Source organism: Bradyrhizobium sp. USDA 4011, assembly GCF_054063415.1.
On the sequence record NZ_JBSSGG010000002.1, the window covers coordinates 184,399 to 210,540 of the forward strand.

Here is a 26,142-nt window from a genome sequence, read left to right on the forward strand (position 1 = left end):
CGTGCGCGCGAGGTCGGCCCTGCAGCAGGTAATGCCAGCGCTCTCTAAGAAGGCGATCCGGATACAATCGTCAGCTTTGCTCCGCTCGCGGGAGCTCCACCGGACCGCCTCCCTCACGAGAGGCATTCCATTTCCGCCAATGGGTCGGCTGAATATCAACGTGCCTCCTGTTTGCGGCGTCCACAAAGCCCACTCCGCTTCTGTGGCATGGATAGGGAAGCGCGACGATCAGGCCATCATAATCCATGACTCCGATTTCCAGATCCCCATCCGGCGCGACTATAGAGACCGGTAGCCATTCTTGGACTTGAATTCGAGGTTCCATCATGACTCCGCTCCTTCAAGGCGATGATAGAACAAGCCTATTATATGTTGGTTCTACGTTGTTGATTTGCATCAATATTCATGTGTGCAGTCCGTCCGCAGCGATGGGGCGGGCGCATGATTCGCGGGAGAGATCCCTGCGATATATTGCAACAGGTACCCCGAACGGGTATATATGCGACACACCTCGGCTACCGTGAGCCGGGCGGAGCGCATGGTCCAGTACGCGGCAATTCGATGTTGTCGGCTTTTCCGCACGCGCGAACGATGGTAGAGACGGTTGTATGTTGTCGTGGTTGACGAACGCGGGTCGGCGAAGAGCGGGATATGTCCTTGCTCTCGTGTATGCGTTTTGCGCATTCGCCCCTAGCCTTGCTGTTGCGTCATCGCACTGCTCGCCCCGCGACAGTCATGAGCAAGGCGTCGTGGTGCACAATCACGAGCATGGTGACGCTTATCATCATGTAGCCGCCTCAGGAGCGAGCGTCGTCACCGACGACGCATCGGCCGATAACAATGGGCGCGTCGACCAAGATCAGCCGGCCAAGGCTCCTCGCGGCGCGACCTGCTGCAGCTTGATTTCAGTGCCCGGGCTGCCAGCCGGAAGTGCTGAGATCTTGACGCCGACCCCACAGCGCTCTTCCTACCTGCCGGAGGCGTACCTCCGCTTGAGGGATAACGCGCCGCCTCGGCACTACCGTCCTCCGATTTCCTGACCAAACGGACTAAGCTGACGCATGGCCCAGCGCACCAGCGCGGGCCAGGTGATTCATGTCAATTGGTCAGGATTCCTATCCATGTTCGATTTTCTCGGAGCGGTCCGCGTCCGAATACGTGCGGTCGCATGCCAGCGCTTGGCGCAGCTGCGGAATCCAGCGCTGGCGCTGATACCCGCCGCCGTCCTAGCTGGCTGTGTTCAGATTGCACCGCCGCTGGCGGGACCGGATCCCGCGGACCCCGGGGTGCGAGTCCGCGGCGCTTCCTATCGCTCGACTGTCGCTCCCTACACCAGCTTGCGGCCGGCATCGCCAGTCGGTTGGAAGGAGCACAATCAGGGCGTGACCCCTCCGGCCGCCAAGTCCGAGTAGGAGTGGAAACGATGAGAACTTCATACTCGATGCACCCTCGCGTCATCGCCGGCTCGTCATTGCTGGTGCTGACGCTGATGCTGGCCGGTTGTGCAAACTTCTCTCCGGACCACGGCATGACGCTCGTCGCAGACGGTGTCGGCGCCACGATCCAAAAAGACGTGGTTGCGGTGCGCACGGCCGAGGACGCCGACACGACGGAAGCAGTGGTAAAGAGGCTGCTCGGCCGGACTCTCGACGTCGAAACGGCGATCCAGATCGCCCTCCTCAACAACAAAGGTCTGCAGGCTGCATTTAATGAACTGGCCCTGGCCGAAGCAGACTCCGTCGAGCAGAGCCTTCCGCCCAATCCGGTCTTTTCGATCTCAAGAGTGAGTGGGGACGCGGCCTTCGAGACCAGCCGTCAGGTAGTTGGGGATATTCTGGCTCTCGCGACGCTTCCTTTTCGCGCCGAGATTGCACGGGAACGGTTTCGTGCAGCCCAATTCCGGGCCATCCTTGAAACGCTTCGAACTGCAGCCGAGACGCGGCGAGCCTACTACCGGGCGGTTGGGGCAAATGAACTTACCGTGGTGCTGAACGATACGAAAACCTCTGCGGAAGCGATCGCCGAATTGGCCGAGAAACTCGGCAAGACCGGGTCGATGAACAAGCTCGACCAGGCGCGCGAGCAGGTGTTCTACGCAGAGATCACTGCGGATGTTGCCTCCGCGCGGCAAGAGGCCGCGAGCTCACGAGAGCGGCTTGCGCGGGCGATGGGGCTCTGGGACCAGAAGCTGAACTTCAAGCTTCCCAGTCGCCTGCCTGACCTGCCGCGACGGCCAAAGAGTCTGCCGTTCATAGAGGTCGATGCGGTTGCACATCGCGTCGATCTGCAGATCGCTCGGATCGAGCTCGGCGCGTTAGCCAGGGCGCAAAATCTGACCGAGGCAACCCGATTTGTGACGCTCCTGGATTTGGCGGGAATTGATAGTCGCACCAAGGAGCCAGAGGGCAGCCCGTTTCGACAGCGCGGCTTTGAGCTGCAATTTCAGGTCCCTATCTTTGATGGAGGGGAAGTTCGGGTCAGGCAAGCAACTGAGATCTATAACCAGGCATTCAATCGCTTGACGGAGCGGGCGGTCAATGTGCGCTCGGAGGCGAGGGAAACTTATCGCAATTATCGCTCGCTCTACGATATCGCCGGCCACTATCAACGCGAGGTTCTGCCGCTGCGCAAGGTGATCGCCGACGAAACGGAGCTGCGTTACGGCGCGATGCAGGTCGACGTCTTTGCGGTGCTGGCTGAAGCGCGACAGCGTGTTGCCTCTCTCCGCGCCGCCACGGAAGCAAAACGCGACTTCTGGCTAGCAACGGCCGATCTCCAGACAGCCGTCAACGGCGGCGGGTCCGGCGACTCCGGCAGGGAAGGACGAATCACAACAGTGTCTGCCGTAGCATCGACTCCCAATTAATCGAAGTATTGGCAGTCAACCAATGGAGTGAGCGATGATCTCGAGAAGAGGTTTCTTAGGTACTGCTGCGCTCGTCAGTGCGACCGCGATCAGCGGCCGCGTTCAGGCTGCTGCAATCCCGGAAGCGCCAATCATGGACAAGGTCACGATGCAGCCGCCGCTTCATCCGAGCAGTGGCCCGGATTACAGACCTGTCGTGACTCTGAACGGTTGGTCGCTGCCGTGGCGCATGAACGGAGATTGGAAGGAGTACCATCTGGTTGCTGAACCCGTGGTGCGCGAATTTGCGGAAGGCATGAAGGCGTTCCTTTGGGGCTACAACGGGCAGTCGCCGGGACCAACGATCGAAGCGGTCGAGGGTGACAAGGTCCGCATCTTCGTCACCAACAAGCTTCCCGAAGCGACGACCGTGCACTGGCACGGCATGATTCTGCCGAGCGGAATGGATGGTGTCGGTGGTTTGACGCAGCCGCACATCAAACCGGGCAAGACCTTCGTCTACGAATTCGAGACGAAGAAGAGTGGCACGTTCATGTACCATCCGCATTCCGATGAGATGGTGCAGATGGCCATGGGCATGATGGGAATGTTCATCGTCCATCCGCGGGATCCCGCGTTCCGCCCTGTCGACCGCGACTTCGTGTTCATCATGAGCGCCTACGATATGGATCCCGGAACCTATCTTCCTAAGGTCACCGAGATGACCAATTTCAATATGTGGGCCTGGAATAGCCGAGTGTTTCCGGGGATCGACCCGCTGCCGGTTAGACTTGGCGATCGGGTCAGGGTGCGAATCGGCAATCTCACCATGACCAATCACCCGATTCACCTGCACGGGCATAGCTTCTCCGTAAGCTGTACGGATGGCGGTTGGGTGCCGGAGAGTGCGCAATGGCCGGAGACCACGATCGACGTGCCCGTCGGTGCGGTGCGCGCCTTCGACCTCATCGCCGACAACCCTGGTGACTGGGCCTTCCACTGCCACAAATCGCATCACACTATGAATGCGATGGGTCACGATCTCAGGACGTTGATCGGGGTCCCCAAGCAAGCAATTGCCAAAGCGGTCAAGAAGCTCGCGCCCGATTCCATGGCCATGGGATCGACGGGCATGGCGATGGGGGAGATGGAAATGCCACTGCCGGACAACACCTTGCCAATGATGACCGGCTCCGGACAGTTCGGTCCGATCGAGATGGGGGGCATGTTTACGGTCATGAAGATCCGGGAAGAACTTGCGCAAGACGACTACCGCGATCCCGGTCCTTATCAATTCCCGAAAGGCACCGTTGCCTATGAAGTTGAGACGCCGGCGGCGCAGCCAGTTCGGGAAGAGCAGGGAGCTCCGAAATCACCGACTAAGAATGGCGGGAATAAAGCGATGAAAGGGATGAAAATGTAACGCAGAGCTATGACTGGGACAAACGAAGACATCTGAAGGAGAATGCGATGAACAAACTGATCCAAACGGCAGGCGCCGTGCTCGTGGCGGCCATGTTGGTGACAGCCGCTGCGGCGGAAGACATCAAGGGCGAAGTCAAGAAAATCGACGAGAGCGCGGGCAAGATCACCCTGAAGCATGGACCTGCCAAGAGCATTGGCATGGATGAGGAGATGACGATGGTCTACCGCGTCAAGGACCCTGCGATGCTTAAGCAGGTGAAGGTGGGTGACAAGGTTACGTTCGAGGCGGAGAAATCAGACAACGGTTTCGCGGTAACCAAAATCCAGAAGGGCAAGTGATCCTGATCCTGGACGTCGCTGCGCAGACGGCGCCGTCCAGTCCAGATCTCACAAGGAAGAGGAAAGAATGTCGAAGGCATTTCAATATGGCGCCGCGGCTGGAGTTGCGGTCCTCCTGTTTACCTCGCTGGCGCAAGCTCACCCGCAGCTTCAGTCTGCGGAGCCGGCTGCTGGCACGACCGCGCCTGCGCCGAAGCAGATCCGAATCATATTTAACGAAGCTGTCATTCCGCAATTCTCAGGCATCGAGCTCAGGGATCCAAGCGGTAAGCTTATTCCAGTCGGGAAGTCAGATACGGATCGCGCAAACAAGAAGATTCTGATCGTCCCAATGAAGCAGGACCTCGCGCCCGGAGACTACAAGGTGGATTGGCACGCGGTCTCCGACGATACCCATCGCGTCAAGGGAAGCTACTCATTCAGCGTGGGACGCTGATGATAGATATTGGACTCGTAGCATCGCGACTGCTGCAGTACATAGCGGCAACAACCCTGTTTGGCATGGCGCTATTTCCCCTCTACGCATACCGAGGCCGAGAGCCAGACCGAATCTTCCGTTGGAGAGGGCGGCTGCTGTTTTTGGCGGCACTTCTGGCGATAGTGAGCGGAATCGCATGGTTCTTTTTTTCTGTCGCAAGCATGACCGGCGATGTTTCCGGTCTGCTCGATCCGGACACTCTCTTGCTCGCGGAGCACACGAGTTTTGGCACTCTCTGGACCTGGCGCATGCTGCTTGCCTTGCTCATAGTGGTCCTGATGAGCAGTGGGGTGACGTATGTCGCGGGAAGTGTGATGATATCCCTTCTCGCGGCCGTACTTCTCTTCTCGTTAGCAGGTACTGGCCATACCCAAGTCGAGGAAGGATGGGCCGGCATTGTTCATGTCTTGGCTGACGGGGTGCACCTTCTTGCCGCCGGAGCCTGGCTTGGAGGATTGTTGCCACTCGCCTACCTGGTCTCTCATTACTGCAAGACACCTGATGACGTGTCCCCGCTCGACGACGTCCTCGTCCGCTTTTCCGGTATGGGCTATTTGGCGGTCGCGACTCTCGTCGGAACGGGTCTGATCAACAGTTGGCTGCTGGTCGGTTCGGTTTACGCCCTATTGACGTCCGGGTACGGGCAGCTTCTGGCGGTGAAGCTTGTGCTTTTTATAGGTATGCTCGGCCTTGCCGTAGCCAACAGGTTCTGGCTTATTCCTGCGCTGGAGAAATCATCTGCCGTTGCATGCCGCTCGGGTACCATCGACTACCTTCGCCAGCTGCGGAACCACATCGTGAGCGAGCAGCTGTTGGGACTCTTGGTCCTGTTCGTTGTAAGTATACTGGGGACCATGCAGCCGGCGATCGTCCCGTGAGCGAGAAGCATTCTCCTCAATCGAACCTGGCCCCGGTGCTGGCTGCACTGGCCCTGCAGCCGCCCGCGGCGACATCTTACGTTTGGGAACGTTGAGCTGAGAAGGTCTTTTTCGACCGGTGCCACTGGTGGGGCTCGCGGTCGAGCCACCTGAAGGACGCTCACGAATGTCGGATCTATTGCTCAGCGGCGAAGTTCGGAATGGGCTAGGCCACACCCTTCATTGGATTGCAACAGGGATCGAAATACTTGGTGTCGCCGTCATCCTGTTGGGGGTGCTTGTCTCTACCACATGGATGGCGCGTGATCTTGCGAGCGGAGAGTGGACGAGAGCCTATCGTTCCTACAGAGCCAATTTGGGGCGAGGGATTCTGCTCGGTCTCGAGTTCTTCATCGCGGCCGATATCATCGGAATGGTCGCGATCGTACCGACGTTTGAACGTCTTGGCATACTCGCCGTGATTATTATGATCCGGACGCTTTTGAGCTTCTCGCTTCAGATCGAAGTCGATGGACGACTGCCTTGGCGTAGAAAGGAAGAAAGCAAAATCCAGAGTGAAGGCCTGTGATCATCGAGTGCGCCCCAGCACTTGGCATTCATCCGACCTATTCACCTATTCCGCTGATGCTGCTGCTGGACGAAGCGGCGACAGCGATGGAGGCGGGTTCCGACCAGACATCAGCCATACTTAACCGCCCTTGGTCTGCAGGTTATCTGCATCTGGATTTGTCAGTGAAGCGTCTGTCGCACTCTTTGAGAAGCGCCGGCGAATCCCAGATGACAGACCCGTCTTCGGCGAGAATGAACGGATCAACAAACAATGGATCTCGGGTCAAACGCCATGCCTGTTGAATGGCGGCTTCGTTGGTTGGATAGGATTCGCAGCGCAACACTGAGACTTGATAGGGCTCCTGCGAAGCCTGCAAGAGGGGGCCATCCGTATAAACAAGCAAGACCGGACCAACGCTTGGATGTCGGTTCGCGAGCTGGCTGAGTTCTTCGCAGGCGAGCTCGACTGCCTTGGGTACTGGTCTGATTTCACGCTCCCAGTTTTGTACTGCGCCGCGGTTTACTCCGAGTTTCTCTGCCGCCTCAAACTGGTTATATCCAAATCTTTTTCGCCACTTTTTCAGATCCCACGAGTCCACCGGCGTCATCCAGTTCGGGCGTAATCTACAGACCAAGAGGCGCGTGCACTGACGCCGACCTAAAATCTTCGCATTGCTTCGTCAACTCGTTGCCGCTCCAGATGGCACTTCCAAGGTCATCTAATATCATCGCGTTGAAGAAGGTCGAATTTTCGCTGAGTTCATTGATCCTTCGGAAGGCCTCAATGTTATTGACGCACCCCTTGCAAGTGAGTGCAGCCGGTTCGCTTGCAAGATTTGACCCATTCGGGAGCGGAATGATCGAGTAGACCAAAGTCACCGGTCCGAACTCGGGGCGACGCTTTTTTCGGCGTAAGAGTTGCCTGCAGGCTAAGGGCACGGTGAGTGGAATGGGAGTAATTACATACTCCCAATTTTGGATCGTCGCCCTGGTCACGCCGAGTTCGTCTCCGGCCTGCTGCTGTGTGAAGCCCATGGCCCTGCGCCACTCCTTCAACTCAACCCCGTTCATCCGCAAGTCTCCCGAACCGGAAAGTTGGCCCATCACGGCTCATGATATCGTCGGAATAGGAGCCTAAGGTGTGATGAAAATGCAACGAACGCCTGAAATCAGCCTGAAATGCCGGAAATCGCCCAATGCTTAGGCACGTGCCTACGTTTGTTGCTTCACGGGCCTGTCAATCTTCAGCGACAATGTGTCCTATCCGTTGCCGCACTCACTCGCTCAGATTCTCCGGCAACTGAAACTTAAAGTTGAGGGGACATCATGAAAACAGGGGCTTTGCTGGCAACGGCGCTAGCAATGATATCAGGTTCGGCTTTCGCCGCGGATATGCCGGTCAAAGCCGTGAAGGCGCCACCCCCGGCTGCGTTCGACCCATGGGATATCGCGTTCGGCAGCGCAATCATGAATGATTATATCTTCCGTGGCGTGACGCAGTCCAACCATAAGCCCTCGGTGGCCGCCTATTTCGAGCCTCGATTCAACGTCACGAAAGACCTGCAACTCTACGTCGGTCTGGCCGGAGAGAGCATCTCGTTCACAAACCGTCCTGCCGCGGAAATTGACATCTATGGCGGTATCCGCCCAACGTTCGGAGCCTTTGCCTTTGATTTCGGCGTTTGGGGCTATCTGTATCCTGGCGGTACCTGCGTTTACGGCGCTGCCGCGGATTTCGCGGGAAATCCCCTTGGTGCCGAATGCGCCGCCAACTTCGTACCTAATGGCAATGTGATGAAGAAGGATGTCAGCTTTTTCGAAGTTTATGGCAAGGTCAACTACACGGTTAACGATAACTGGCAATTCGGTCTGAACGAATATTACAGTCCTAGCTTTTTGAACTCCGGCGCATGGGGCAACTATACCTCGATCATCGGCAAGTACACCGCCCCGAGCACGATCTTCGGCAGCAGTGGCGTCGGCATGTATGTGTCCGGCGAGTTCGGGCGGCAATGGTTCGGAACGACCGATTCATTCTACGGGGTGCCAGCTTCTCCCTTGGGGATCCACTATGCCGACTACAATACCTGGAACATAGGTGTTGGCTTCACCTACAAGGTCTTTACGCTCGACCTGCGTTACTCCGACACCAACCTGTCCAAAGGCAACTGTAATGCCTTCACTGGGGATTACACGGCCAAGTTTGATGGCAGCTTCACCCCGATCAATCCGACCGGAGTTGGCTCGAATTGGTGCGGCGCCGCAGGCATTGTCAAGCTCTCGGCTGACCTGACGGCAATTACGAATCTGAAGTAAGCATCCGACTCTGACAGGATCGAAGGGCGGGAGAGAGATCTGTCGCCCTTCTTCATCTTGCGATGCGCGAATTGGGAAAATTGTGCCCTTCGTCGGTCCGCCCCCCCTTCACGACCAACAAAGCCTCAGATGAGGCGTGCTCTTTTTGGACCGCCGGACAAACGCGGCGGCTATCGGCTCCCATAAGCAAATGGTGGGAATCTACGCCACGCGCCTCTCACATTGCCCTACTCAGGGGCGCTTAGGTTGAGTCGAGGTTCCGCTCAGTCGTTCCGCGCGAGGTTGCTGAAAGGGTCTCTCTAATCTGCTCTGGCGGGCCCCGCCCGGCAAGAAACTTGGCCGCCATTTGCTGGACAACGACCGGGACCTCACCATGAGACGCCCGACCTCTTTGGCCTTGCACCCGTGGGCATGACCGCGGGGGGGGGGGTACGCCGTGGGATGGATTTGGAAAAACTGATTGATCTGCGTCAAAAGCGCGTTTGATGATTGATCTAACTTGTTACCTCGTACTGAATTGAACGAGTTCTGGATCAGAGTATGACATCGGGGCTGCTCCGTCGCTCTGATGCCAGCTGACAAATGCGGGCGCATTGTCGTTCGCTCCTTCTCTGGCCCCACTCGTGAAATGCGCGGAGGACAGAACATGCGCGTGTTACTCGTGGTATCTTTTGTATTGGCTTCGTTGGCCCATGCACACGCTCAAGAAGCGATCAAGAAATCTGACTCGTGCAGCTACGAACTAAAGGACGGGCATTCGTACGCGGTACCTGTTGGAGAGGCCCTTTGCTGGCGCGTGCCACCTCCGTTTTCCAAGGACGAGTACACCTTGCTTCGTTGTGATCCCCCGTTTCGGGAAATTGTCCGGGTGCGACGAGGCGACCATCGCTGCACCCAATACGAGGAGCGGCAGTAGATTTCGATTCGATAGTGCGCACCAAGCTCAATTGATTGCCGCTGCGGTTTTCGGATCGATTTGGGACGACGGGTGCGAATTCGATGTGCGTTCTAAGCTAAAGCTCCGCTCGCCGCAGCAATTGCGCGTTAATCGCCACGACTACCGTACTCGCCGACATGAGAATCGCGCCGACAGCGGGCGCGAGGAGAATTCCCGCCCAGGCGAGTACACCCGCCGCGAGAGGAATTGCGAAAATATTGTAGCCCGCCGCCCACCAAAGATTTTGCAGCATCTTGCGATAGCTCGCCCGGCTGAGCCTGACAATGCGCGGGATGTCGCGAGGGTCACTCCGAACCAGCACGACGTCGCCTGCCTCAACTGCAACATCGGTTCCCGCCCCGATGGCGATTCCGATGTCGGCAGTCACCAGTGCCGGCGCGTCATTGACTCCATCGCCAACCATGGCCACACGCTTGCCCTGCGCCTGCAGCTCCTTGATCTTCTCTGCCTTGTCCTCGGGCAGCACCTGAGCAAAGACGGTGTCGATCCTCAATTCCTTGGCCACGGTTCTGGCCACGGCTTCGGAATCGCCGGTGAGCATGGCGACCGCGATGCCCTCCCGGTGCAGCCGCTCAACCGCTTCGTATGATTCCGGGCGAATCGCATCGGCGATAGCAAAGGCAGCGACGACACCGTCACCCTCGATCAGATAGATGGCAGCCTGCCCCTTCTGCCCGAAACGCTCCGCGGCTTCGCGCAGCTCGGGCGCCGGCTGCACGCCCAGGCGTTTCAGCAGTGCAGGGCCGCCCATTTTTAGTTCGCGGCCGTCCACCATAGCCTGGACCCCGTGACCCGCCATGGCCTGAAAGTCCTCCCGCGCGGGACACCTGGAGATTGCGCTCCTTCGCGCTCTTGACGAGTGCTTGCGCGATGGGATGCTCCGAGTCGTGCTCCACCGCTGCGGCTAGTCTCAAAGCCTCGTTTTCCTCAATTCCCGCCACCGTGACGGTTTCCACTACTCGGTGCTCTCCAAGCGTCAGCGTGCCGGTCTTGTCGAATACCACCGCGTTAAGATCGCGCGCCTCCTCCAATCCGCGCCGATCCCGGACAAGTAGGCCGGACTTTGCTCCCATAGTGGTGGAGATCGCGGTTACCAGCGGAACGGCAAGACCGAGCGCGTGTGGACAGGCAATCACCAGCACCGTCACCACTCGGGTGATGGTGAAATCAAGCGATGCCCCAAGTATTTGCCAGACTACTAGGGTGGCTCCGCCAGCCGCAATTGCCACAACCGTCAGGAGGAATGCTGCCCGGTCGGCAAGCGCCTGCGCCCGCGACCGCGAGGTCTGCGCCTCTTCCACCAAGCGCATGATTCCCGCGAGAGCGGTCTTCTCTCCGGTCCCTGTCACCTCGACACGCAGCGAACCTTCGCTGTTGACGGTACCGGCAATCACTCTGTCGCCTTCGCCTTTCGACACCAGGCGGGATTCGCCGGTAATCATCGATTCGTTCACCGAACTCTTGCCGGACTTGACAATGCCGTCGGCGGGAATGCTTGCGCCAGGGCGAATCAGAACGAGATCGCCGACGCGTAATTGGTCGACTGTAACCTCCTCCGTTTGGTCATCGTCGGTGAACCGCAGAGCCTTGTCGGGCAACAGCCTTGCAAGCTCCTTGAGCGCGCCTTGTGCCTGGAAGATCGAGCGCATCTCGATCCAGTGGCCGAGCAGCATGATTGTCACAAGAGTCGCTAGTTCCCACCACAGCGCGTGACCACGGAGACCGAGTGTGACGGCGGCGCTGTAGAGAAAAGCCACGCTGATAGCCAAGCTGATCAGGGTCATCATGCCTGGCAGCCGGGCCATCAATTCGCGGACCCCACCTTCGATGAAGATCCATCCACCATAGAAAAAGACAACTGTTCCGAAAATGGCAGGAACGTAAGCCGAGCCGGGGAACGCCGGAGCCCGAAAGCCAAACCAATCTTGGATCATCGGATCCCAGACCAGTGCCGGGATGGTCAGTGCAAAACAAACCCAAAACCTGTTGCGGAACATCTCGACGCTGTGGCCAGCGTGCTTGTCGTGGCCGCTATGATCGGTCTGCGCGCGACGGTGAGTATTGCCTATTTCCGCGTTCTGGGACGAGCGCTGCGGATCAGCCGAATCAGGCCTTGATCGCGTAAGATGCTCCGCGCCGTGGGGGCCATGCTTGCTTGAATTCACGATGGCATTTCCCGACCATATGACGGCATGGAGCCTGGCTTCAGGCGCCTATCATCCCAGTCTGCCGTCAGTAGGTTTTCAGAGCGACTGGGTTCCTTGTCACCTCAGTCCGGTCTATTGTGAGCATAAATCGAGTTCCCCGCAAGTCGCCGCTGGTAGACTGCCCGGGTCCGCGGCGAGAGGCCCGGCCTTCATAGCGGTTTTGCACGAGCTAATCGCACCAGGCTGACGCGGCGGCGCCTACGCTGGGCCGTGAGTGCGGACGCGGAGGGCCCGGAACGTATGGTCGAATAGTTCTTCGTCGAATCCTGGGGCGAGCAGCTTCATCACATATTCAAGGGAAGGCGCACAGGTACCGTTATGGCGAGCACGCGCCCAAGGTCTCGCGCTATCTTGGCGTCGGTCGGTTCCCGCCCTATGAATCACGACCCGACCACTTAGCGTCAGGAGGGGCGCGCGATCGCTTTGCGCGCCAGCTCTTTGTGCAGGCCAGGACCCGAAATTGATTTGGACGGCCGCACTGTGCTGATCACCGGCGCCGCACGGTGATCGGCCGCGCGACGGCGCTTGCCTTCCCAGCGGCGCGCGCTGCGGTCGTGATTGGCGACGTCGATCCGCGGGTAGAAGGCACCGCGCGTGATACAGCGGCCGTCGGCGGCAAGGCGGTCTTCCAAAAGACGGACGTTTCCGACAGCGGTCAGTTCGATCCCCTTCTGCCGATTAGCATCCGGCTCGATCAAGCTCGCGTCGACTGCGAACCTACACCGCGGACAGCCGCGCTTAGCGGACCTTTGCCATCGCCGCGGCTATGCACAGTTTGCTTCGTTGTGATCCCCCGTTTCCGGAAATTGTCCGGGTGCGACGAGGCGATCATCGCTGCACCCAATACGAGGAGCGGCAGAACACGCTGATCTAACTCGCACCTGTCGTCCCGAGTCGAGCCAAAAAACGCAGCGGCAATCAGTTGAGCTTGGTGCGCACTACGGAATCGAACTCTTGATGATTCAAGCTGTTCGCCGGGAGGCCGGCGGGCATGGCGAAACCGCTGTCGATGGACCTTCGCGAACGTCCTTGCCTGTATTGCAGGGGGCATTTCCGGCCGGCAGGGCTGCCGAGCGATTTGGGGCGAGGCGGCGAGCGTGAGCCGCTGGCGAACGCGCGAGCGGAAACAAGGTAGCCTAGAGCCCAAGGCGGCGATCGCAGGTCTCATCGGATCGATGCCGCCAAGCGGCGATCCTGGCAAATAAGGGCCGTAGCCGCGCTGTCAACTCTGCTGCCCTAAGGACGGAGGTGAATGCCGGATCTGACTTCAACAAGAATGGCAACAGCGGTTGCCCAGGCACGACGACGCGGCGCAGGTGAATCCGTAAACCAAACAGGTCAGCAGGTGGCTCGACGCAATCTCAATCGCCAGCCAACGCTGACGGTCCGTCCCGGCTTATCGTCAATCGCGACTTGATCCTGGAACCTTATCGAGTATGAACAATTTGGCACAACTTAAGCTTGAGGTGATTGTCGATGATAAATCTGTGAAGGTTCCCGTCAAAATAAGAACATCGATCAAACCATTGCGAGACGTGGTTGCCAGATGCGTGCGCCAGCGTTCGACTTCTGAGAGTTCAATACCAGGGTATCTCCACGAAACTCCAGCAACGAAGCTCGGAGGTTACAGCTGTAAGTGATGTGCAGAACCCGGCGGCGTGCGTAAGGCTTGCAAGCGCATCCAGTTGCTAAAGAATGGAGCGTGCTATGCGCAAGAAGTGCCGGCCGGTCGGTGTCGCTCGCACGCCATCTCTCGATCATTCGAATGTTGCCGCTCCAACTCTGTGTTCAAGCAATTGAATCGAGCGGCTGAGCGTTGACTGCTTGATTGACAGGACTTTTAGCTGCCCGTCGGAACACTGCCGTAGTCCGCAGCCGCGATGGCGTGTGAAGCTGATTTGGCGGTAGTTCCGAACGCGGACAAGCGCGGAATTTGGCGCAAAATGCTCGGTATTCATAACAGCAACTTTTGGAGATTTCAGCCAAATGTTTTTGCGCAGAAACTTGCGACATTTTTGGTTGCATTCTTGCAAAGGCGAACTGTTGAGGACGTTCACTCCTGCGAAGTAGCCTCTTGAGACATTGATCTGGATCAAAAGACCTCCTTCGGCCTTCAATAGCATCAGCTTCGCGAAGCCAGGAGAAACCGAGTTGGCGGCGGTTCAATGCAAGAGCTTTCGGACCATGTTGCTATCGTCGACGACGACGCGTCCACGCGAGTAGCTCTGGCGCGAGCGCTCGCGGCGGACAGTGTCGAGTGCCACACCTATTCCTCAGCTCGGGCCTTCTTAGCGGCGCTGCCCTTTGCAATGCCCGCATGCCTCATACTCGATGTAGATATGCCAGAAATGACAGGTCTCGATTTGCAGCGCGAACTGCTGAGACTGGGAATAAACATTCCGACTATTGTCGTGACCGGAGCCGACGACAAGGCCATCGCGAACAAAGCGGCCTCCCTTGGTGCGGCGGCATTCCTGCCAAAGCCGGTAAGCCGCGAAGTGCTGATTGCGATCATCGCTTCTGTCACGGAGAAACATGCATGACTGCGCGCGAGGAAATCGTTGGCGCGGCCGATATTCCACGAGGAGATCGACCCACAGCGGGGGTCCAAGCAGCGCAGTAGTCTCAGCGCAATCGCAGGATTTCTGTTCGATGTCGGTAGCGGGCGCTTTACCCCCTCGCCTCGGAGCAGGCGACTCTCCGCACTTTCGAAAGCACGGGAGACCGCGAAGCGGCTGGAAGGTCCGATCGAGGTCGCGCGCGAGAACGCCCTCACGCACACCGAATTCCAAGCTTGGCTCCGGGACCTAGGCTTGTCCCTCGGGTACAAGATCTGGATCGCCGCAGACGATAGAGGGCGGGCCCACGACGGTGCGACGTTGGCCGCCGGGTGCCTTGATCATCTTCCGCCGTTCGTCGAAGACGCCGCCAGCGCGGAGTCGATTCGATTGATCGACGCACTCTGGATTGACGGCGCGAGCAGCTGCGTGTCAGCCGCCTTCGAGGTCGAGCCGACGTTCATCTACTCCGGCATCGTTCGCATGCTCGATCTTGCGCTGAGCAGAGACCTGCATGCGCGGGGAGGACTGTTTCTGGTCGCTCCTGACGGCAGGGAGGAGGAGGTGCGAAACTAGCTTCGCCGGTCTGACTTCAGTCGTGTGGCAGACCTGCAGGTGCGTTTCTTGCTTTACGGTGAACTGGGAGCGCAACAAGGACGCGATCGCCCGTTTCGAAACGGGAATGAAGGGTATTCAGGGCATCGCGCGCCTGCTCTAAGCGGCGCGCGTCGGCCTCGTCCGCCTCCATCGCTTTCAGCCCGCATCTGCCGTACTTAGCGCGGGAAGCAAAGTCTTAAGGTGTCCCCCATTCTCACTTAGTGCTTCATGCTTCGTCCCGCCTCCTCACAGGCGCTCATGCATCGGCGGCACGCTTCTCCGCAGATTCGGCAGTGCTCATGCATCTGGGCGTGCTTTTCGCATTCCTCGGCGCAAAGCCGACACGCAGCAGCACAGGCGTCCAGCATCCTCCGGATCATCTCTTCGTCCGAACCGGTACGTCTGGTAGCGATCCGTCCCGTGATGTTGCAAATGTCGGCACAATCCAGGTTCAGCCGGATGCATTGGGTCAGCGATGTCACCTTCTCCTCGCCCAGGCACGCGTCAGCGCAGGACGTACATGCCTGCGCGCAGGAATAGCACTCCTCGATGCAGCGGATGAGCGCGTCATTCGTCTCTCCGCGAACGCGAGGGTGCGTGCTGATCATCTGATGTACATGCATTGGGAACTCCAAGAGCTGTGGACCAAAGCACACCAATTCCCGAGGAGCGGTAAGGTTCTTATGGGCAAATGGTTGGGAAATATTCACCGCGTCGTCCTTAGGGCGCCTGTGTCGCAGACTGAGGAACCATGATTGGCTGGCCGCTTTGTGGAAACGGATGTCGTTTTGGAAGGAGATGCGTTGTCAGCCGAGCGAACCAAGCCCACTCTTCACGATTTCGAGATTCCCGCGGACGGTTATGCCATCCTGGTAACTTGGCCTGAACTACGAGATGGGAAGCACGTGCAGGAGGTCTGGTACGCGCATCAGGGCGATCAACTCGAGGCTGTGAAAGCCGTACAGGAGGCGTGCGGAGCGCTGAATGATGCCAAGGTAGAGCTTCTTGGCAGCCTCTCCGCGTCCAGTTTGTTCGCGCACGGTGTTCCCAAGGGACGCGTGCGGCGGGCCACGCATTCCCCGATCACATCGTCTCCCTGACCAATTCCGACAGCAACCAGCGGGGCCAATTTCGCGATGCCGGCCTTGCGGTCATGCTCCGAATGCGGAACGCAAGCCAAAGCCAACGGCGCGCATGCTCCGACGTCAGATCCGCACCGTTCGCAGCCGCAGCGCGTTGCCAACCACGCTGGCGGTGGAGAGGGCCATCGCAGCCGCAGTAACGATCGACGACAGCAGCAATCCAAGCGTCGGGTAGAGCACGCCGGCCGCGATCGCGACTCCTGCCGCGTTGTAGGCGAACGCAAAGAAGAGGTTCTGTCTTATGTTCCTCATGGTGGCCTGCGATAGCCTCCGCGCCCGCACGAGGCCGGTGAGGCTCCCTTGAGCAGGGTGTCTCCGGCGCTCTCCATTGCCACGTCCGTGCCCGACCCATCGCGATACCATCTTCGGCGGCCGCAAATGCCGGCGCATCATTGACGCCGGCGCCCGCCGTTGCGACTTTTCGACCCTCCTTCTGTAGCTTGGAGACAACCGCGCTCTTTTGGTCAGGCAGAACCTCGGCTTCCACATGCGGGATACCAAGCCTCCGCGCCACCGCCTGAGCGGTCGTCCGATTGTCGCCGGTGAGCATGATGACCCTGACCCCTTTGACGGCTAGTTCGCGCAGCGCCTCGGGCAGTTGGCTGCTTAACCGGGTCGGCAATGGCCAAGATGCCTGCGAGGCTGCCATCGATGGCCATGTTGATGACGGTTGCGCCTTCGCCACGCTGGCGTTCGGCTTCCGCTTCCAGCGAGGAGGTGTCGACGCCCCGCGAGTACAGGAACGTCGCGTTTCCGAGAAGCACCTCGTTGCCTTCGACGGTTCCGAGGGGCCCCTTGCCGACTGGCGAGTCGAAATCCTTAACGTCGGTCGTCTGGATACTGCGATCCCTGGCCGCGCTGACGATCGCATCCGCCAACGGATGCTCGCTCGCGCGCTCGACGCTTGCAGCGCGCCTCAACACGGTTGCCCCCGAGTACTCGTTTGTGGGTACTTCTGCGACAACCTTTGGCCTGCCCTCTGTCAGCGTACCGACCTTGTCGACCACGAGCGTGTCAATCTTCTCCATGCGGTCCAGCGCCTCGCGTTCTTGATAAGGACGCCCGCATGTGCACCGCGCCCCACGCCCACCATGATCGACATTGGCGCCGCCAGGCCGAGCGCGCACGGATAGGCGATAATGAGAACGCTGCCGCTGCCACCAGGCCGAACGCGAGTCGTGGCTCCGGCCCGTAAACGGCCCAAGCGGCGAACGCCACAAACGCGACCATGGCGGACTCTATCTGCGCAGTTCGAAGCCAACAGGCCGACGGAAGACTTAATTGGCTTCCACGTCCAATTTGCCGGCGTCGTTTGCTAATGCTGCTGCCGGCGTTTGTCGAATCCCAGCAGGGGCCCGGTCGTCGGGTCCGGCGGCGGTGCCCGCCGATCATAGGCCGGATTTCCTGCCGGCAGAGCGGTCGACCGCAGCGGGCCAAGGCCTGCCAAGGAGGGCATGATCGAATCGTGCAAACGCCGCCGCTCGAGGGACCGGGCTATCGGCGGACCTGTTTGACAGGCGCGCTTCAAGCACAATATCGCCGATCAACCTACGTTAATCGGCCGCTCTTCCCGGGGTGCGGCTTGGACAGAACTAGGAACAAAGCTCCGGCGCGGGGGTTCGAAAGACCGGCAGAGCGTGGCCCGACGGGCCGATCGCTTTTCGTCGGGTTCGAACCGGGAGCAACCAAATGAGCAGGCGTTTCGAGGATCGGCATCATCACTCCGGAGACGACATTACCGTCCAGACCTTCGACGACTACCTCCTCTTCATCGGCGACCATCATTCGGACCGGTTGACGGGTGCCGACGAACAGATGAACATAGCCTTCGGCCGCGCCGGGAACGACCACCTCGTCGGTGGAGCGATGGACGACGATCTCATCGGCGGTTCCGGCAACGACCGTCTGATCGGCGGCGAAGGAAGCGACCATCTCGTCGGCGGCGCCGGCAACGACCAGCTGGTGGGTGGCGGCCAGGCCGACACGCTGATGGGCGGCGACGGCAACGACGTGCTGGATGAGGGAGGCGGCCACGGCGATCTCGACGGCGGGCGCGGCAACGACGTTCTGACCGGCGGCCCGGGCGCCGACGCGTTCATGATCTCTCCGGACAGCGGCAACGACGTCATCACCGACTTCCGCGCTGGCGTCGGGATGTTCGACCATCTCGCCGTCATGGACATCGAGCCCGAGCAGTTCCGCTTCAAGGACACGCAGGACGGCGTCCTAATCAGTTGGGACACGAACAAGGGCGACGGGTCGGTCTTGCTCGAAGGCGTGTTCAAGGCGGATCTCGCGCAGGACGACTTCATGTTCGTCGACGACCGCCACCTGATTGACCCGGCGAGCGCCCACGCGGACCGCGTCACCGCCGAGCACTTCGTCAAGGACGAGGGCAGCGAGAGCGCGCCGACGACGGCAGGCGAGACCCCCTCGCAATTCCAGCGCTCCGTCGACGGCAATCTCATCAAATACGGCAGCGATGGACAGAACGACGTCTTCCAGGCCACGGCCAAGAACGACTTCTACTTCGGTCTGGGAGGCGACGACCATCTGTACGGCGGAAGAGGCGACGACCACCTTGCGGGAGATGCCGGCAACGATGTTCTGGGCGGCGGAGACGGGCGGGACGATCTCCGCGGCGGCGACGGGAACGACCAGCTCTACGGCGCAGCCATGGCCGACAACCTGATGGGCGGAGCGGGCAACGATTATCTCAGCGCCGGCGCCGGGCACGACATGCTCGAAGGCGGGGCAGGAAACGACGTCTACAACGGCGGCGACGGCGCCGACGCTTTCATGGTCTCGCACGGCAGCGGCAACGACGTCGTGGTGGCGGGTTTCGACCCGGGGCCGGGCGCGTTCGACCACATCGCGTTCATGGACATTCTCCCCAATGAGGTAAGTGTCACCGATTCGCTATCCCCGCACGGCGACGGTCACACCGGCGTCCTGGTAAACTGGAGCGACGGCTCGATCTTTCTGGAAGGCATCCAAAAAAGCCAGTTGGCCCAGGACGACTTCATGTTCAACGCCGTCGAGGGTGGGGCTTTCGTACCCGACCCCTCGATCAGCACCGAAGGCAGCGAAATGATCTTCCAGGGAACCCACACCGAGTGGCATCTGGTCTAGGAGCGCCGACCGCTCGAAACGGCGCTGAAGTAGGCACCGGATTTCACCGTCTTGCCGCCAGTCGAACGAGATCAAACGGGTGGATGATCGCGTCCCTCGCAATCCACAGAAGGATCAGTGAATGTCCTAGGCCGCTTCGCCGCGATGATAGCCACCACCACAGTGATCATGTTCGGACTGATGTACCTGAACACGTTCGCTACGGATTACGTCTGGTACAGCCAGACCCGCACCTGGATGGCGCTCCTCATGGGCGCGGTGATGGCCATCATCATGCTGGGCTTCATGTGGGGCATGTACAAGAACCGCGCGGCCAATCTGGGCACGTGACCACGAGCGCCCTCCTTTTCGCAGGCGCGCTGTGGCTGGTGCGCAGCCAGCAGACCGTCGCGGACGTCTCCTACAGGAAAGCGATGATTCCGCACCATTCGATCGCGATCCTGACCAGCGAGCGGTTGCACATCAGGGATCCGCGCGTCCGAAAGCTGGCGGACGGGATCATCGAAGCGCAGGTCAGGGAGATCGGCGAGATGAAGAACTTGATCGCCGAACTCGAGCAGAAACCGGTCCCGGACGATGCGAAGGATCTGCCGCCGCGCGCGCCGCAGTAGGGGTTTGCTCGGTTCGGGCCATGGACCAAGCGCGGCGCGAGCGTCAGCCAAACTGCAGACTTGCCTAAAGCCTCGTCAAGTTTGTCATGCCACCATCATCGAAACGCCCTCGCTTACAGTTGTTCGGGAGCTGCACAACCGCCGTTCCATGACCGATCAATAGGGAAAGCTCAACGTGTGCTGTATACCCAAGACAGCACGGAACGTTTCTGATGAATTCGCGAACCCAACTCCGAAGCTTCCAGACACGACGGTCTGGGGAGTTAATTGATATCGTGCGCCAATTTCGGCCATGTTGGTGACGTCTCCGAGCCGTCGGGCCGTTTCGCCATACACGTCTGCGACTATGACGAGATCATTGATCACCGGCTGACTGTAGCCCAAGCCTACCCGATACCGATCGCTCCGTTCGCCCATCGTGCCCGGGCAGAGGGTCATGATTGTGGAACCATGACGCGTTGAAATGTATTCGACGTGGCACGTAGCTGAAAGGCGAATAGCCGCCCAAGTCGAAGGTGCCGATGGGTTTCGTAGCCAAGAACTTGAGTTCTGTCTCGGTACCGCCCGCATCGCGGCCGTACGGCTTCGTCACTCCGGCGGCGACGGACAGCGCCGGAACCCAAATGCTCTCACTGTTAAAATTGTAGAGCCCCTGGACGCGGACGTCCCCCTGGCGGTTTCGCTGGCATCGCGAACCGGTAGGGTGCCTCATCTTGATCTGCGCATTGGGAAAGATTCGGTACTCGACCCGCGGCACCGTCCAGTACCGATTCTTTCCCTCCACGTCCCGAGTCCGGTCGTACCTGAAATAGGTCCGGGCCTCGATCGCGCCCTGCTTCAGGGGGTAAGCATCCTCGACCGTCACCGGGATGCCATCCTCGAGGTTAATGAGTGGGCGGCAGAGCTACGCGGGTCAGGGGGCGTTCGCGGCAGCGACGATCCGCAGGTCGTCCGTGGTGCGCTCGAGCAAATCGTAACCGCCGCGCTCGAGGCCAATGTCATTGCGCGCTAGTCGCCATGCCCATCGAGACGAACCTCCATCGACTGTTCGCGATCAGGAATTGCGTGCCGAAATACTAGCGATAGGCGGTGGCTGCGCTTCCGGCGCCCGCTCGCAGACCATCAGACAGGATCGGATCGCGGATCGGCGCTGATGGCCGGTCCCTGCGTCACACCTCGCTACGTCAAGGCACGAGGGGACCACCGTGACGATCGGTCGTGCCCCGAGCGCACCGCCTCCGGAGGCCGCACCCGACATCCGCGCGACAAAGGCGGCCGGCAGCTGGATTTCGAAGAACCCGAACATCGCCAGCGAAAGGATGACGAGGACCGTGCTGATCACGCTAAGCAGGAGCTTGTCCCGCAGGAGTAAATGCCATTGCCGTGCTTCTCGCACTCTTCGGCGCAGAGCCGACATGCCGCCGCGCGCTTCTGCAAAGCGGCCGCGCCAAGTCTGGAGAGGCTCGTCGCGGAGAATATTGGGGTAAGCCTCATCCATAAGGACTGGCCAATCCTGACCAATGCGTTTTCTACGGCGCTCGCCTGGCCTTGAGAGCTCTATGGAGGCAGGTACGACATGGTTCGCCGCGCGCTGATGGCCATTCCGGAGGCGAGGATCCCGCAGAAGCGGATGCTGGGAGCTATGGCCGCTTCGATGGCGTCGAGACGGCGCGTATGATGGGCCGCCTGTATGCGGCGGCACGGCTCTACGTCAACTTCTTCCAGCCGTCGTTCAAGCTGAAGGAGACGCGTCGCGAAGGGACTAAAGTATCAAGCGCTATCACCTCCCATCGACGCCCTATGAGCGAGCCTTGGCGCATCTCAAGGTGACCGCGGCCGTGAAGAAATGGCTACGCGATCAGTATCGCTCGCTCGATCCGGTTGCGCTGTTGGCGGAGATTCGCGCGACCCAAGAGGAAATAGGCAATCGCGTTGATCGTCGTGCCGGACAGGCGCGCGGCCTGCAACCCGCTCACACTAGCATCCTCCCAGCGACCGCGGCGACGTTCGCGAAGACGCTCGGCAAGACCGACAACTCGGCGAGCCGCGTGTCACACACCGGCGAACTCGTCGGCCCTATAAGACCAGAGTTCGCATGCCGTCCAAGCTCGACCCGCATTGCCACGATCAGGGTTGGCTCGCTGAGGAGCCGCAGCTAACCGCGCTCGCCATTGTCGGCCGGCTGAGCGATAAATGCTCTGAGGAGTTCGGGCCGAGACAGCATTCTATTGTGCAGCGTCAGGGTGCTTGGACGGAAGACTGCTAAGCAGTTGGTCGCGGAGAAGCTGCTTGGCGACGCCGCGACTGTGGCCCCGTTGCCCGGGGCTGTGGATGACTCGGGCTATGCAGGGCCCGACCCGCCCACAGCCCCTCTCCCCGAGCAAGCGGGAAAAGCTACTTGGCGCCACCCATCAGTCGACGTCGCATCGTCATCGGCCACGGCGCTACCGGGGTAACATCTGCAAGTGAGACAATACGTACGTACATCTTCTGCAAGGCTATCACGTCGCGTCCGTTCCTCGACGGCGTGACATGAGTGCGAGGAGACATAGATCGGTTGGCGTCCCGTGGCGGTAAGTGAGTGCTGGCCGGCCGTAAGCCCTGCAAGCTAAAGCACCCGAGTGGCGCCAGGGATCTTTAGCAACGCAGCCGTCGCACCCCAGCTCAATAGCACCGTGAGTACGAAGACGATCAACGCCTTGGCGATCGCTGGCATATCGACGTCGAACAGCCAGTATTGCAGCCAGAGCACGATCGGGTAGTGCACCAGGAACATGCCGTAGGCCGCCGCCTGCATAGGATCGAGCATGCTCGAGCCCAAGCGTTTGAATCGGAGGAAATAGGCAAGAATAGCGAACAGGATGGCGGCGCTGAAGGCGGCGAAGAGCAGGCCGTAGATGATCTCATACCAGTCCGGCAGCCACACGGGATTCCCCAAGATCTCGCGCTTCATGTAGATTAGCACCCACAAGAGGCAATACGGGATCATTGCGGCGATGATCCAAGCCCAATTGCTCTTCGCCAGGCGGCCGTCCGCACTCAAGAGGCCGCGATCGAAATTCGCCGCACCCACACCGGCACCGATGAAGAAGTAGACGGGATAAAGAAGCACGCGGCTGGATTGTAGAGAGAGCGGCCCGAACTCGAACCAGCGGCTCGCACCGAAGTAGACCCGGGCCGGTATATAGACGATGGCGGTCACGATGAGCATGAACACGAAGAACACGGCCGGCCGCTCGTAACCGCGCAAGGAAAGGCGATTGATCGGGTCGACCAGCTTCGGTGAGAGCCGATGTAGTGTGCTGGCCGCGAGGTCGAACGCCAACAGGACTGAGATAAACCAGACCGGTCCACTTGGCCACGGCCCGACGGTCACCGTTGTCCACCAGAAATCAGCAAAGCTTATATGTGGCGCTCGTCGCAGCGCAATGGCGTAATAGGCGATCGGAATGATGGTAAGTGCGGCGATCGCAAGCGGCAGGCCGAGCCGAAGCAGTCGGTCGCGCAAAAAGATCCATGGTTCTTTGTGGGCCAGGCTTGGCCAGATGAACAGTCCCGACAGAAAAAAGAACGTCGCCATAAAGAAGCTGTCAGTGGAAAGAATGATCGCGTCAAAGCCGATCCAAGATTTGGGGTCGGTATGGCCGAAATAGGTGTAGGCAATAACAGAATGGTGGAGCAGCACCACCAGCGTCAGGAAGCAGCGCAAGCGATCGAGCGCCGGGTTGCGAGCTCTGACCTTCAGTGCTGTCTGAAGATCGGTGTACCCAGCCGTTTGCGAAATCGTTGTCATATTAGTATGATAAGAAGGCTCTGAGCGTGGCTTGTTGATCGAGGTCAACTGTCGCCGTTGGGTTCCCTCTCGTGTCATATGGTAGACGGGATCTATCGGCGGCGTTCTCTGAACTTTATGTCGGCCTCAACGACGCGATGAACACTCTGTTCGTAAAAGGACCGCGGGTGGAGAACGGCAAGGCGGGTGGAGGCTCCGCTATGAATCGGGAAGGCATTCCCGGTCCTTTCGGCCGCATCTGGGGGAGACATCACGATTCGGGGGTGTCACTGCTGGCGAATGGCGTCGTCAACAACGAGCTTTGGCTTACGTCCCACCTGGCTTTGTGACCGTCTTTTGTGCCCCACACGACCGTCTATTGCGTTACATGGAAACTGGAATCATTTGAGGTTTCCAGGTTCCGAGGACAGTCGCTCCATAACCGCAATTGCGGCTATCAAACCGTCCGCCGTTTCGGCTGCGCCTTCATCTCCGTTTCAGCGGGGGCGCCGGCCAGTCCGCGATAGAGTTCCGCATAGGCGTGTGCCGAGCGGTCCCACCCGAACTCCTGCCGCATGGCGTTCGATTGGATTTTGCGCCAAGCTATGGTCTGGTCTAAAAGCGAAAGCGCGCGCCTTATGCACGCAATCAATTCGGAGGCGGTCGGTTCGCTAAGGGAGAAGCCCGTGGCGATCCCGTTTCTGATGTTCTTCTGATCGGCATCGACCACGCTGTCGACCAATCCTCCGCAGCCTCGCACGATTGGCAACGTCCCGTAGCGCATGGCGTAAATCGGCGTGAGCCCAGGGTTCGAATCGTGAGGGATGCGGCAGCATGTCGGCGCCCGCGAAAAGGCGGTGGGCGACGCCTTCCTCGTAGCCGATCCCGACCGAGACTTGGCCGGGATAGCGTGTTGCCAGTTCACGGAAACCGCTCTCGTAGCCAGCGTCTCGTCTGCGATAAGTGCGAATTGAATCCCCTCAGCGAGCAGCGACGGGAGTGCCTCTGGGACGATGTCGGGCATCTTCTGAAGGCGAGGAGGGGTGTATCGGGCGACCGTACAAGGTTCAGCTCCTTCTGGCAGCCTTACAAGCCCGCTTAAGAGACACTTGACGCGGCGTAAAGGTCATCGTGAGATGGACGTCGTTGGCGGGATCCCAAATTCCATAATCGGCACCGTTCATGATCCCGCGCAAGCGATTACGTTTCTCGCGCAACAGGCCGTCGAAGCCAGAGCCATACTCGGGCGTCAGCACCTCCCGCCTGCAGTTCGGGCTGACGGTAGTGATCGCGTCAGCCCAGCAGATGCCGGCTTTAAGGAACGAAATCCGCCCATAGAACGCCAGCGTAGGGTAGAGATCGGGTCGTACGGCAAAGCAAGCCGTCCGAGTTCATCGGAGAACGCAATCGTTACGCGCCGGCGCATCGACTTGAGTTCACGCTCAGGGTCCTCGAAGGTACGCTGACAGTCGCGCGGCAAAAATAGTCGGTCCGGCCACAGCGCTCCGGGGTAAAGGCGGTCGCCTTGTCGACCATAGTCCCGCAGATGGGATCCTTGGCGAGTTCATGGACGGCCGCAGCCGGAAGCGCTGCTGGATGTACGTGGGTGTGACTCTGCAGGGGCATTGCACGCCTCGTTAGTCTGCAAAGTCGGCAAGTGCAACTTCGCATCACCCTCGGGCTCTCGTGGGTGATCATCTCTTCGCAGAGTCGCAGCCGAGACTTTAATGTCGATCAAGTATTTGCAGAACTAATCTCTCCGCCGCTTAGAGCTTGCTCTAGCTCAAAGTTTTGCAGGAGCATTGCTTCGATGCTTGCAGTCTCGGAAGAACAAACGGCCAAGAGCAGTTGTCATGGCACGTTCCACAGTTGAGGTGCAGAGAGACAGGCCGAAACTCCGGAGGAGGCCGACCGGCACCCGCGAATGCACCGTTTGCTACGAAGACTTCGCTCCGAATTGGATGATGCCTTCGATCGTTTCGCGCGTCATATTGAATTTCCTTCACTGCACTCGTTGCACCGAATCGCTGACCTTGAGCGCCGACTGCACCACGGCATGCCGCTGAGTTCCATTGCTGCAGCCGTCGAGGTGGTGGAGGAGGACGTCGACGTAGGTCAATACGACTAGGCTCCTGACCAGCGTGTCTTTGAGCGCCCGAGCAACTCAGCTCCTGCGAACTTGGCAAGTGGGCCGTGGCAGTTGGCGTTTTCCGCTACGGTCTCTTTCCAGACCTAAGGGGAGAGGTAGTCTGGTAGTAGGTGGGCGCTGGCTCGATCCTCCGACGCGGGCGATCCCCTGGCGCCGGAGGATCGATCTCGGCCGGACGGAGTTGAG

At 59.6% G+C, this 26,142-nt stretch carries 25 protein-coding genes and 2 pseudogenes; 15 read left to right on the forward strand and 12 right to left on the reverse strand.

The genetic code is table 11. From position 1 onward, the window contains the following. Positions 1-1,423: 1,423 nt before the first annotated feature. The 6 genes from ACVW1C_RS41200 to ACVW1C_RS41225 all read left to right on the forward strand — a co-directional run bounded on the left by ACVW1C_RS41200 (position 1,424) and on the right by ACVW1C_RS41225 (position 6,533). Positions 1,424-2,866 (forward strand): TolC family protein, encoded by a 1,443-nt coding sequence (locus tag ACVW1C_RS41200; RefSeq protein WP_245269298.1) that lies wholly within the window; start codon positions 1,424-1,426, stop codon positions 2,864-2,866. A 34-nt stretch (positions 2,867-2,900) separates the two neighbouring features. After that, positions 2,901-4,268 (forward strand): multicopper oxidase family protein, encoded by a 1,368-nt coding sequence (locus ACVW1C_RS41205; RefSeq protein ID WP_028133049.1) that lies wholly within the window; start codon positions 2,901-2,903, stop codon positions 4,266-4,268. 47 nt (positions 4,269-4,315) lie between these two features. Next, entirely contained in the window at positions 4,316-4,609 is a 294-nt protein-coding gene (locus ACVW1C_RS41210) for a copper-binding protein (protein WP_028133048.1), read from the forward strand. 67 nt (positions 4,610-4,676) lie between these two features. Beyond that, entirely contained in the window at positions 4,677-5,045 is a 369-nt protein-coding gene (copC, locus tag ACVW1C_RS41215; protein ID WP_028133047.1) for a copper homeostasis periplasmic binding protein CopC, read from the forward strand. After that, on the forward strand, positions 5,045-5,965 hold the full coding sequence (gene copD, locus ACVW1C_RS41220; RefSeq protein WP_028133046.1) for a copper homeostasis membrane protein CopD: 921 nt from the start codon (positions 5,045-5,047) through the stop codon (positions 5,963-5,965). The genes copC and copD overlap by 1 nt, the downstream gene beginning before the upstream one ends. 166 nt (positions 5,966-6,131) lie before the next feature. Next, positions 6,132-6,533: a DUF1622 domain-containing protein gene (locus ACVW1C_RS41225; RefSeq protein ID WP_028133045.1), complete on the forward strand. Its 402-nt coding sequence runs from the start codon at positions 6,132-6,134 to the stop codon at positions 6,531-6,533. Between the two features lie 142 nt (positions 6,534-6,675). Here the strand turns inward: ACVW1C_RS41225 and ACVW1C_RS41230 are convergent, their stop codons facing one another. Both ACVW1C_RS41230 and ACVW1C_RS41235 read right to left on the reverse strand, forming a co-directional pair. Continuing rightward, positions 6,676-7,113, reverse strand: a complete 438-nt coding sequence (locus tag ACVW1C_RS41230) for a helix-turn-helix domain-containing protein (RefSeq protein WP_080672099.1) — start codon at positions 7,111-7,113, stop codon at positions 6,676-6,678. A 25-nt stretch (positions 7,114-7,138) separates the two neighbouring features. Continuing rightward, a complete protein-coding gene (locus ACVW1C_RS41235) occupies positions 7,139-7,585 on the reverse strand; it encodes a helix-turn-helix transcriptional regulator (RefSeq protein WP_049819844.1) in 447 nt (148 codons plus the stop codon). Between the two features lie 255 nt (positions 7,586-7,840). Between ACVW1C_RS41235 and ACVW1C_RS41240 the strand changes: the two genes are divergently transcribed. After that, complete coding sequence (locus ACVW1C_RS41240; RefSeq protein WP_028133043.1) at positions 7,841-8,830, forward strand: TorF family putative porin; 990 nt, start codon at positions 7,841-7,843, stop codon at positions 8,828-8,830. Positions 8,831-9,843: 1,013 nt separating this feature from the next. Here the strand turns inward: ACVW1C_RS41240 and ACVW1C_RS41245 are convergent. The 3 genes from ACVW1C_RS41245 to ACVW1C_RS41255 form a co-directional block, all read right to left on the reverse strand. Then, positions 9,844-10,539 carry an HAD-IC family P-type ATPase gene (locus ACVW1C_RS41245; protein WP_456763315.1) on the reverse strand — a complete coding sequence of 232 codons (696 nt, stop codon included), beginning with the start codon at positions 10,537-10,539 and terminating at the stop codon, positions 9,844-9,846. After that, entirely contained in the window at positions 10,424-11,953 is a 1,530-nt protein-coding gene (locus ACVW1C_RS41250) for an HAD-IC family P-type ATPase (RefSeq protein WP_456763316.1), read from the reverse strand. The genes ACVW1C_RS41245 and ACVW1C_RS41250 overlap by 116 nt, the downstream gene beginning before the upstream one ends. Before the next feature lie 443 nt (positions 11,954-12,396). Next, positions 12,397-12,693: a hypothetical protein gene (locus ACVW1C_RS41255; protein ID WP_028133041.1), complete on the reverse strand. Its 297-nt coding sequence runs from the start codon at positions 12,691-12,693 to the stop codon at positions 12,397-12,399. A 535-nt stretch (positions 12,694-13,228) separates the two neighbouring features. Between ACVW1C_RS41255 and ACVW1C_RS41260 the strand changes: the two are divergent. Further along, positions 13,229-13,435, forward strand: a pseudogene (locus tag ACVW1C_RS41260) (TrbI/VirB10 family protein); the annotation flags it as partial. A gap of 317 nt (positions 13,436-13,752) precedes the next feature. On the opposite strand, the gene ACVW1C_RS41265 reads toward ACVW1C_RS41260, so the two are convergent. Beyond that, entirely contained in the window at positions 13,753-14,091 is a 339-nt protein-coding gene (locus tag ACVW1C_RS41265; RefSeq protein WP_155253169.1) for a hypothetical protein, read from the reverse strand. Between the two features lie 69 nt (positions 14,092-14,160). Between ACVW1C_RS41265 and ACVW1C_RS41270 the strand changes: the two genes are divergently transcribed. Then, positions 14,161-14,538, forward strand: coding sequence for a response regulator transcription factor (locus ACVW1C_RS41270; RefSeq protein ID WP_049819843.1), 378 nt, complete (start codon positions 14,161-14,163; stop codon positions 14,536-14,538). A gap of 18 nt (positions 14,539-14,556) precedes the next feature. Then, positions 14,557-15,129, forward strand: a complete 573-nt coding sequence (locus tag ACVW1C_RS41275) for a hypothetical protein (protein WP_049819842.1) — start codon at positions 14,557-14,559, stop codon at positions 15,127-15,129. A 239-nt stretch (positions 15,130-15,368) separates the two neighbouring features. Here ACVW1C_RS41275 and ACVW1C_RS41280 read toward each other — a convergent pair whose 3' ends face one another. Beyond that, positions 15,369-15,773 carry a four-helix bundle copper-binding protein gene (locus ACVW1C_RS41280; RefSeq protein ID WP_028133040.1) on the reverse strand — a complete coding sequence of 135 codons (405 nt, stop codon included), beginning with the start codon at positions 15,771-15,773 and terminating at the stop codon, positions 15,369-15,371. Positions 15,774-15,905: 132 nt separating this feature from the next. Here ACVW1C_RS41280 and ACVW1C_RS41285 point away from each other — a divergent pair, with 132 nt between their 5' ends. Next, a complete protein-coding gene (locus tag ACVW1C_RS41285; RefSeq protein ID WP_155253168.1) occupies positions 15,906-16,250 on the forward strand; it encodes a hypothetical protein in 345 nt (114 codons plus the stop codon). A 105-nt stretch (positions 16,251-16,355) separates the two neighbouring features. Here ACVW1C_RS41285 and ACVW1C_RS41290 read toward each other — a convergent pair. Then, positions 16,356-17,519: pseudogene (locus ACVW1C_RS41290) on the reverse strand (heavy metal translocating P-type ATPase); the annotation flags it as partial. Between the two features lie 462 nt (positions 17,520-17,981). Between ACVW1C_RS41290 and ACVW1C_RS41295 the strand changes: the two are divergent. From ACVW1C_RS41295 to ACVW1C_RS41305, 3 genes are all read left to right on the forward strand, one after another. Next, positions 17,982-19,424 (forward strand): calcium-binding protein, encoded by a 1,443-nt coding sequence (locus ACVW1C_RS41295; RefSeq protein WP_409898441.1) that lies wholly within the window; start codon positions 17,982-17,984, stop codon positions 19,422-19,424. A gap of 117 nt (positions 19,425-19,541) precedes the next feature. Next, entirely contained in the window at positions 19,542-19,754 is a 213-nt protein-coding gene (locus tag ACVW1C_RS41300) for a hypothetical protein (protein ID WP_433994190.1), read from the forward strand. Further along, complete coding sequence (locus ACVW1C_RS41305) at positions 19,751-20,035, forward strand: DUF305 domain-containing protein (RefSeq protein ID WP_433994189.1); 285 nt, start codon at positions 19,751-19,753, stop codon at positions 20,033-20,035. Before ACVW1C_RS41300 ends, ACVW1C_RS41305 begins: the two co-directional genes overlap by 4 nt. 1,054 nt (positions 20,036-21,089) lie before the next feature. On the opposite strand, the gene ACVW1C_RS41310 is transcribed toward ACVW1C_RS41305, so the two are convergent. Beyond that, positions 21,090-21,533: a cytochrome c biogenesis protein CcdA gene (locus tag ACVW1C_RS41310; RefSeq protein WP_028133035.1), complete on the reverse strand. Its 444-nt coding sequence runs from the start codon at positions 21,531-21,533 to the stop codon at positions 21,090-21,092. Positions 21,534-21,846: 313 nt separating this feature from the next. Here ACVW1C_RS41310 and ACVW1C_RS41315 point away from each other — a divergent pair, with 313 nt between their 5' ends. Continuing rightward, positions 21,847-22,194: a hypothetical protein gene (locus ACVW1C_RS41315; protein WP_155253167.1), complete on the forward strand. Its 348-nt coding sequence runs from the start codon at positions 21,847-21,849 to the stop codon at positions 22,192-22,194. Positions 22,195-22,643: 449 nt separating this feature from the next. Here ACVW1C_RS41315 and ACVW1C_RS41320 read toward each other — a convergent pair whose 3' ends face one another. From ACVW1C_RS41320 to ACVW1C_RS41330, 3 genes are all read right to left on the reverse strand, one after another. Beyond that, positions 22,644-23,828 (reverse strand): acyltransferase family protein, encoded by a 1,185-nt coding sequence (locus ACVW1C_RS41320; RefSeq protein ID WP_028133034.1) that lies wholly within the window; start codon positions 23,826-23,828, stop codon positions 22,644-22,646. Between the two features lie 436 nt (positions 23,829-24,264). Then, positions 24,265-24,549 carry a hypothetical protein gene (locus ACVW1C_RS41325; RefSeq protein ID WP_155253166.1) on the reverse strand — a complete coding sequence of 95 codons (285 nt, stop codon included), beginning with the start codon at positions 24,547-24,549 and terminating at the stop codon, positions 24,265-24,267. A gap of 325 nt (positions 24,550-24,874) precedes the next feature. Continuing rightward, positions 24,875-25,153 (reverse strand): glycogen/starch synthase, encoded by a 279-nt coding sequence (locus ACVW1C_RS41330; RefSeq protein WP_080672075.1) that lies wholly within the window; start codon positions 25,151-25,153, stop codon positions 24,875-24,877. Positions 25,154-26,142: the final 989 nt, after the last annotated feature.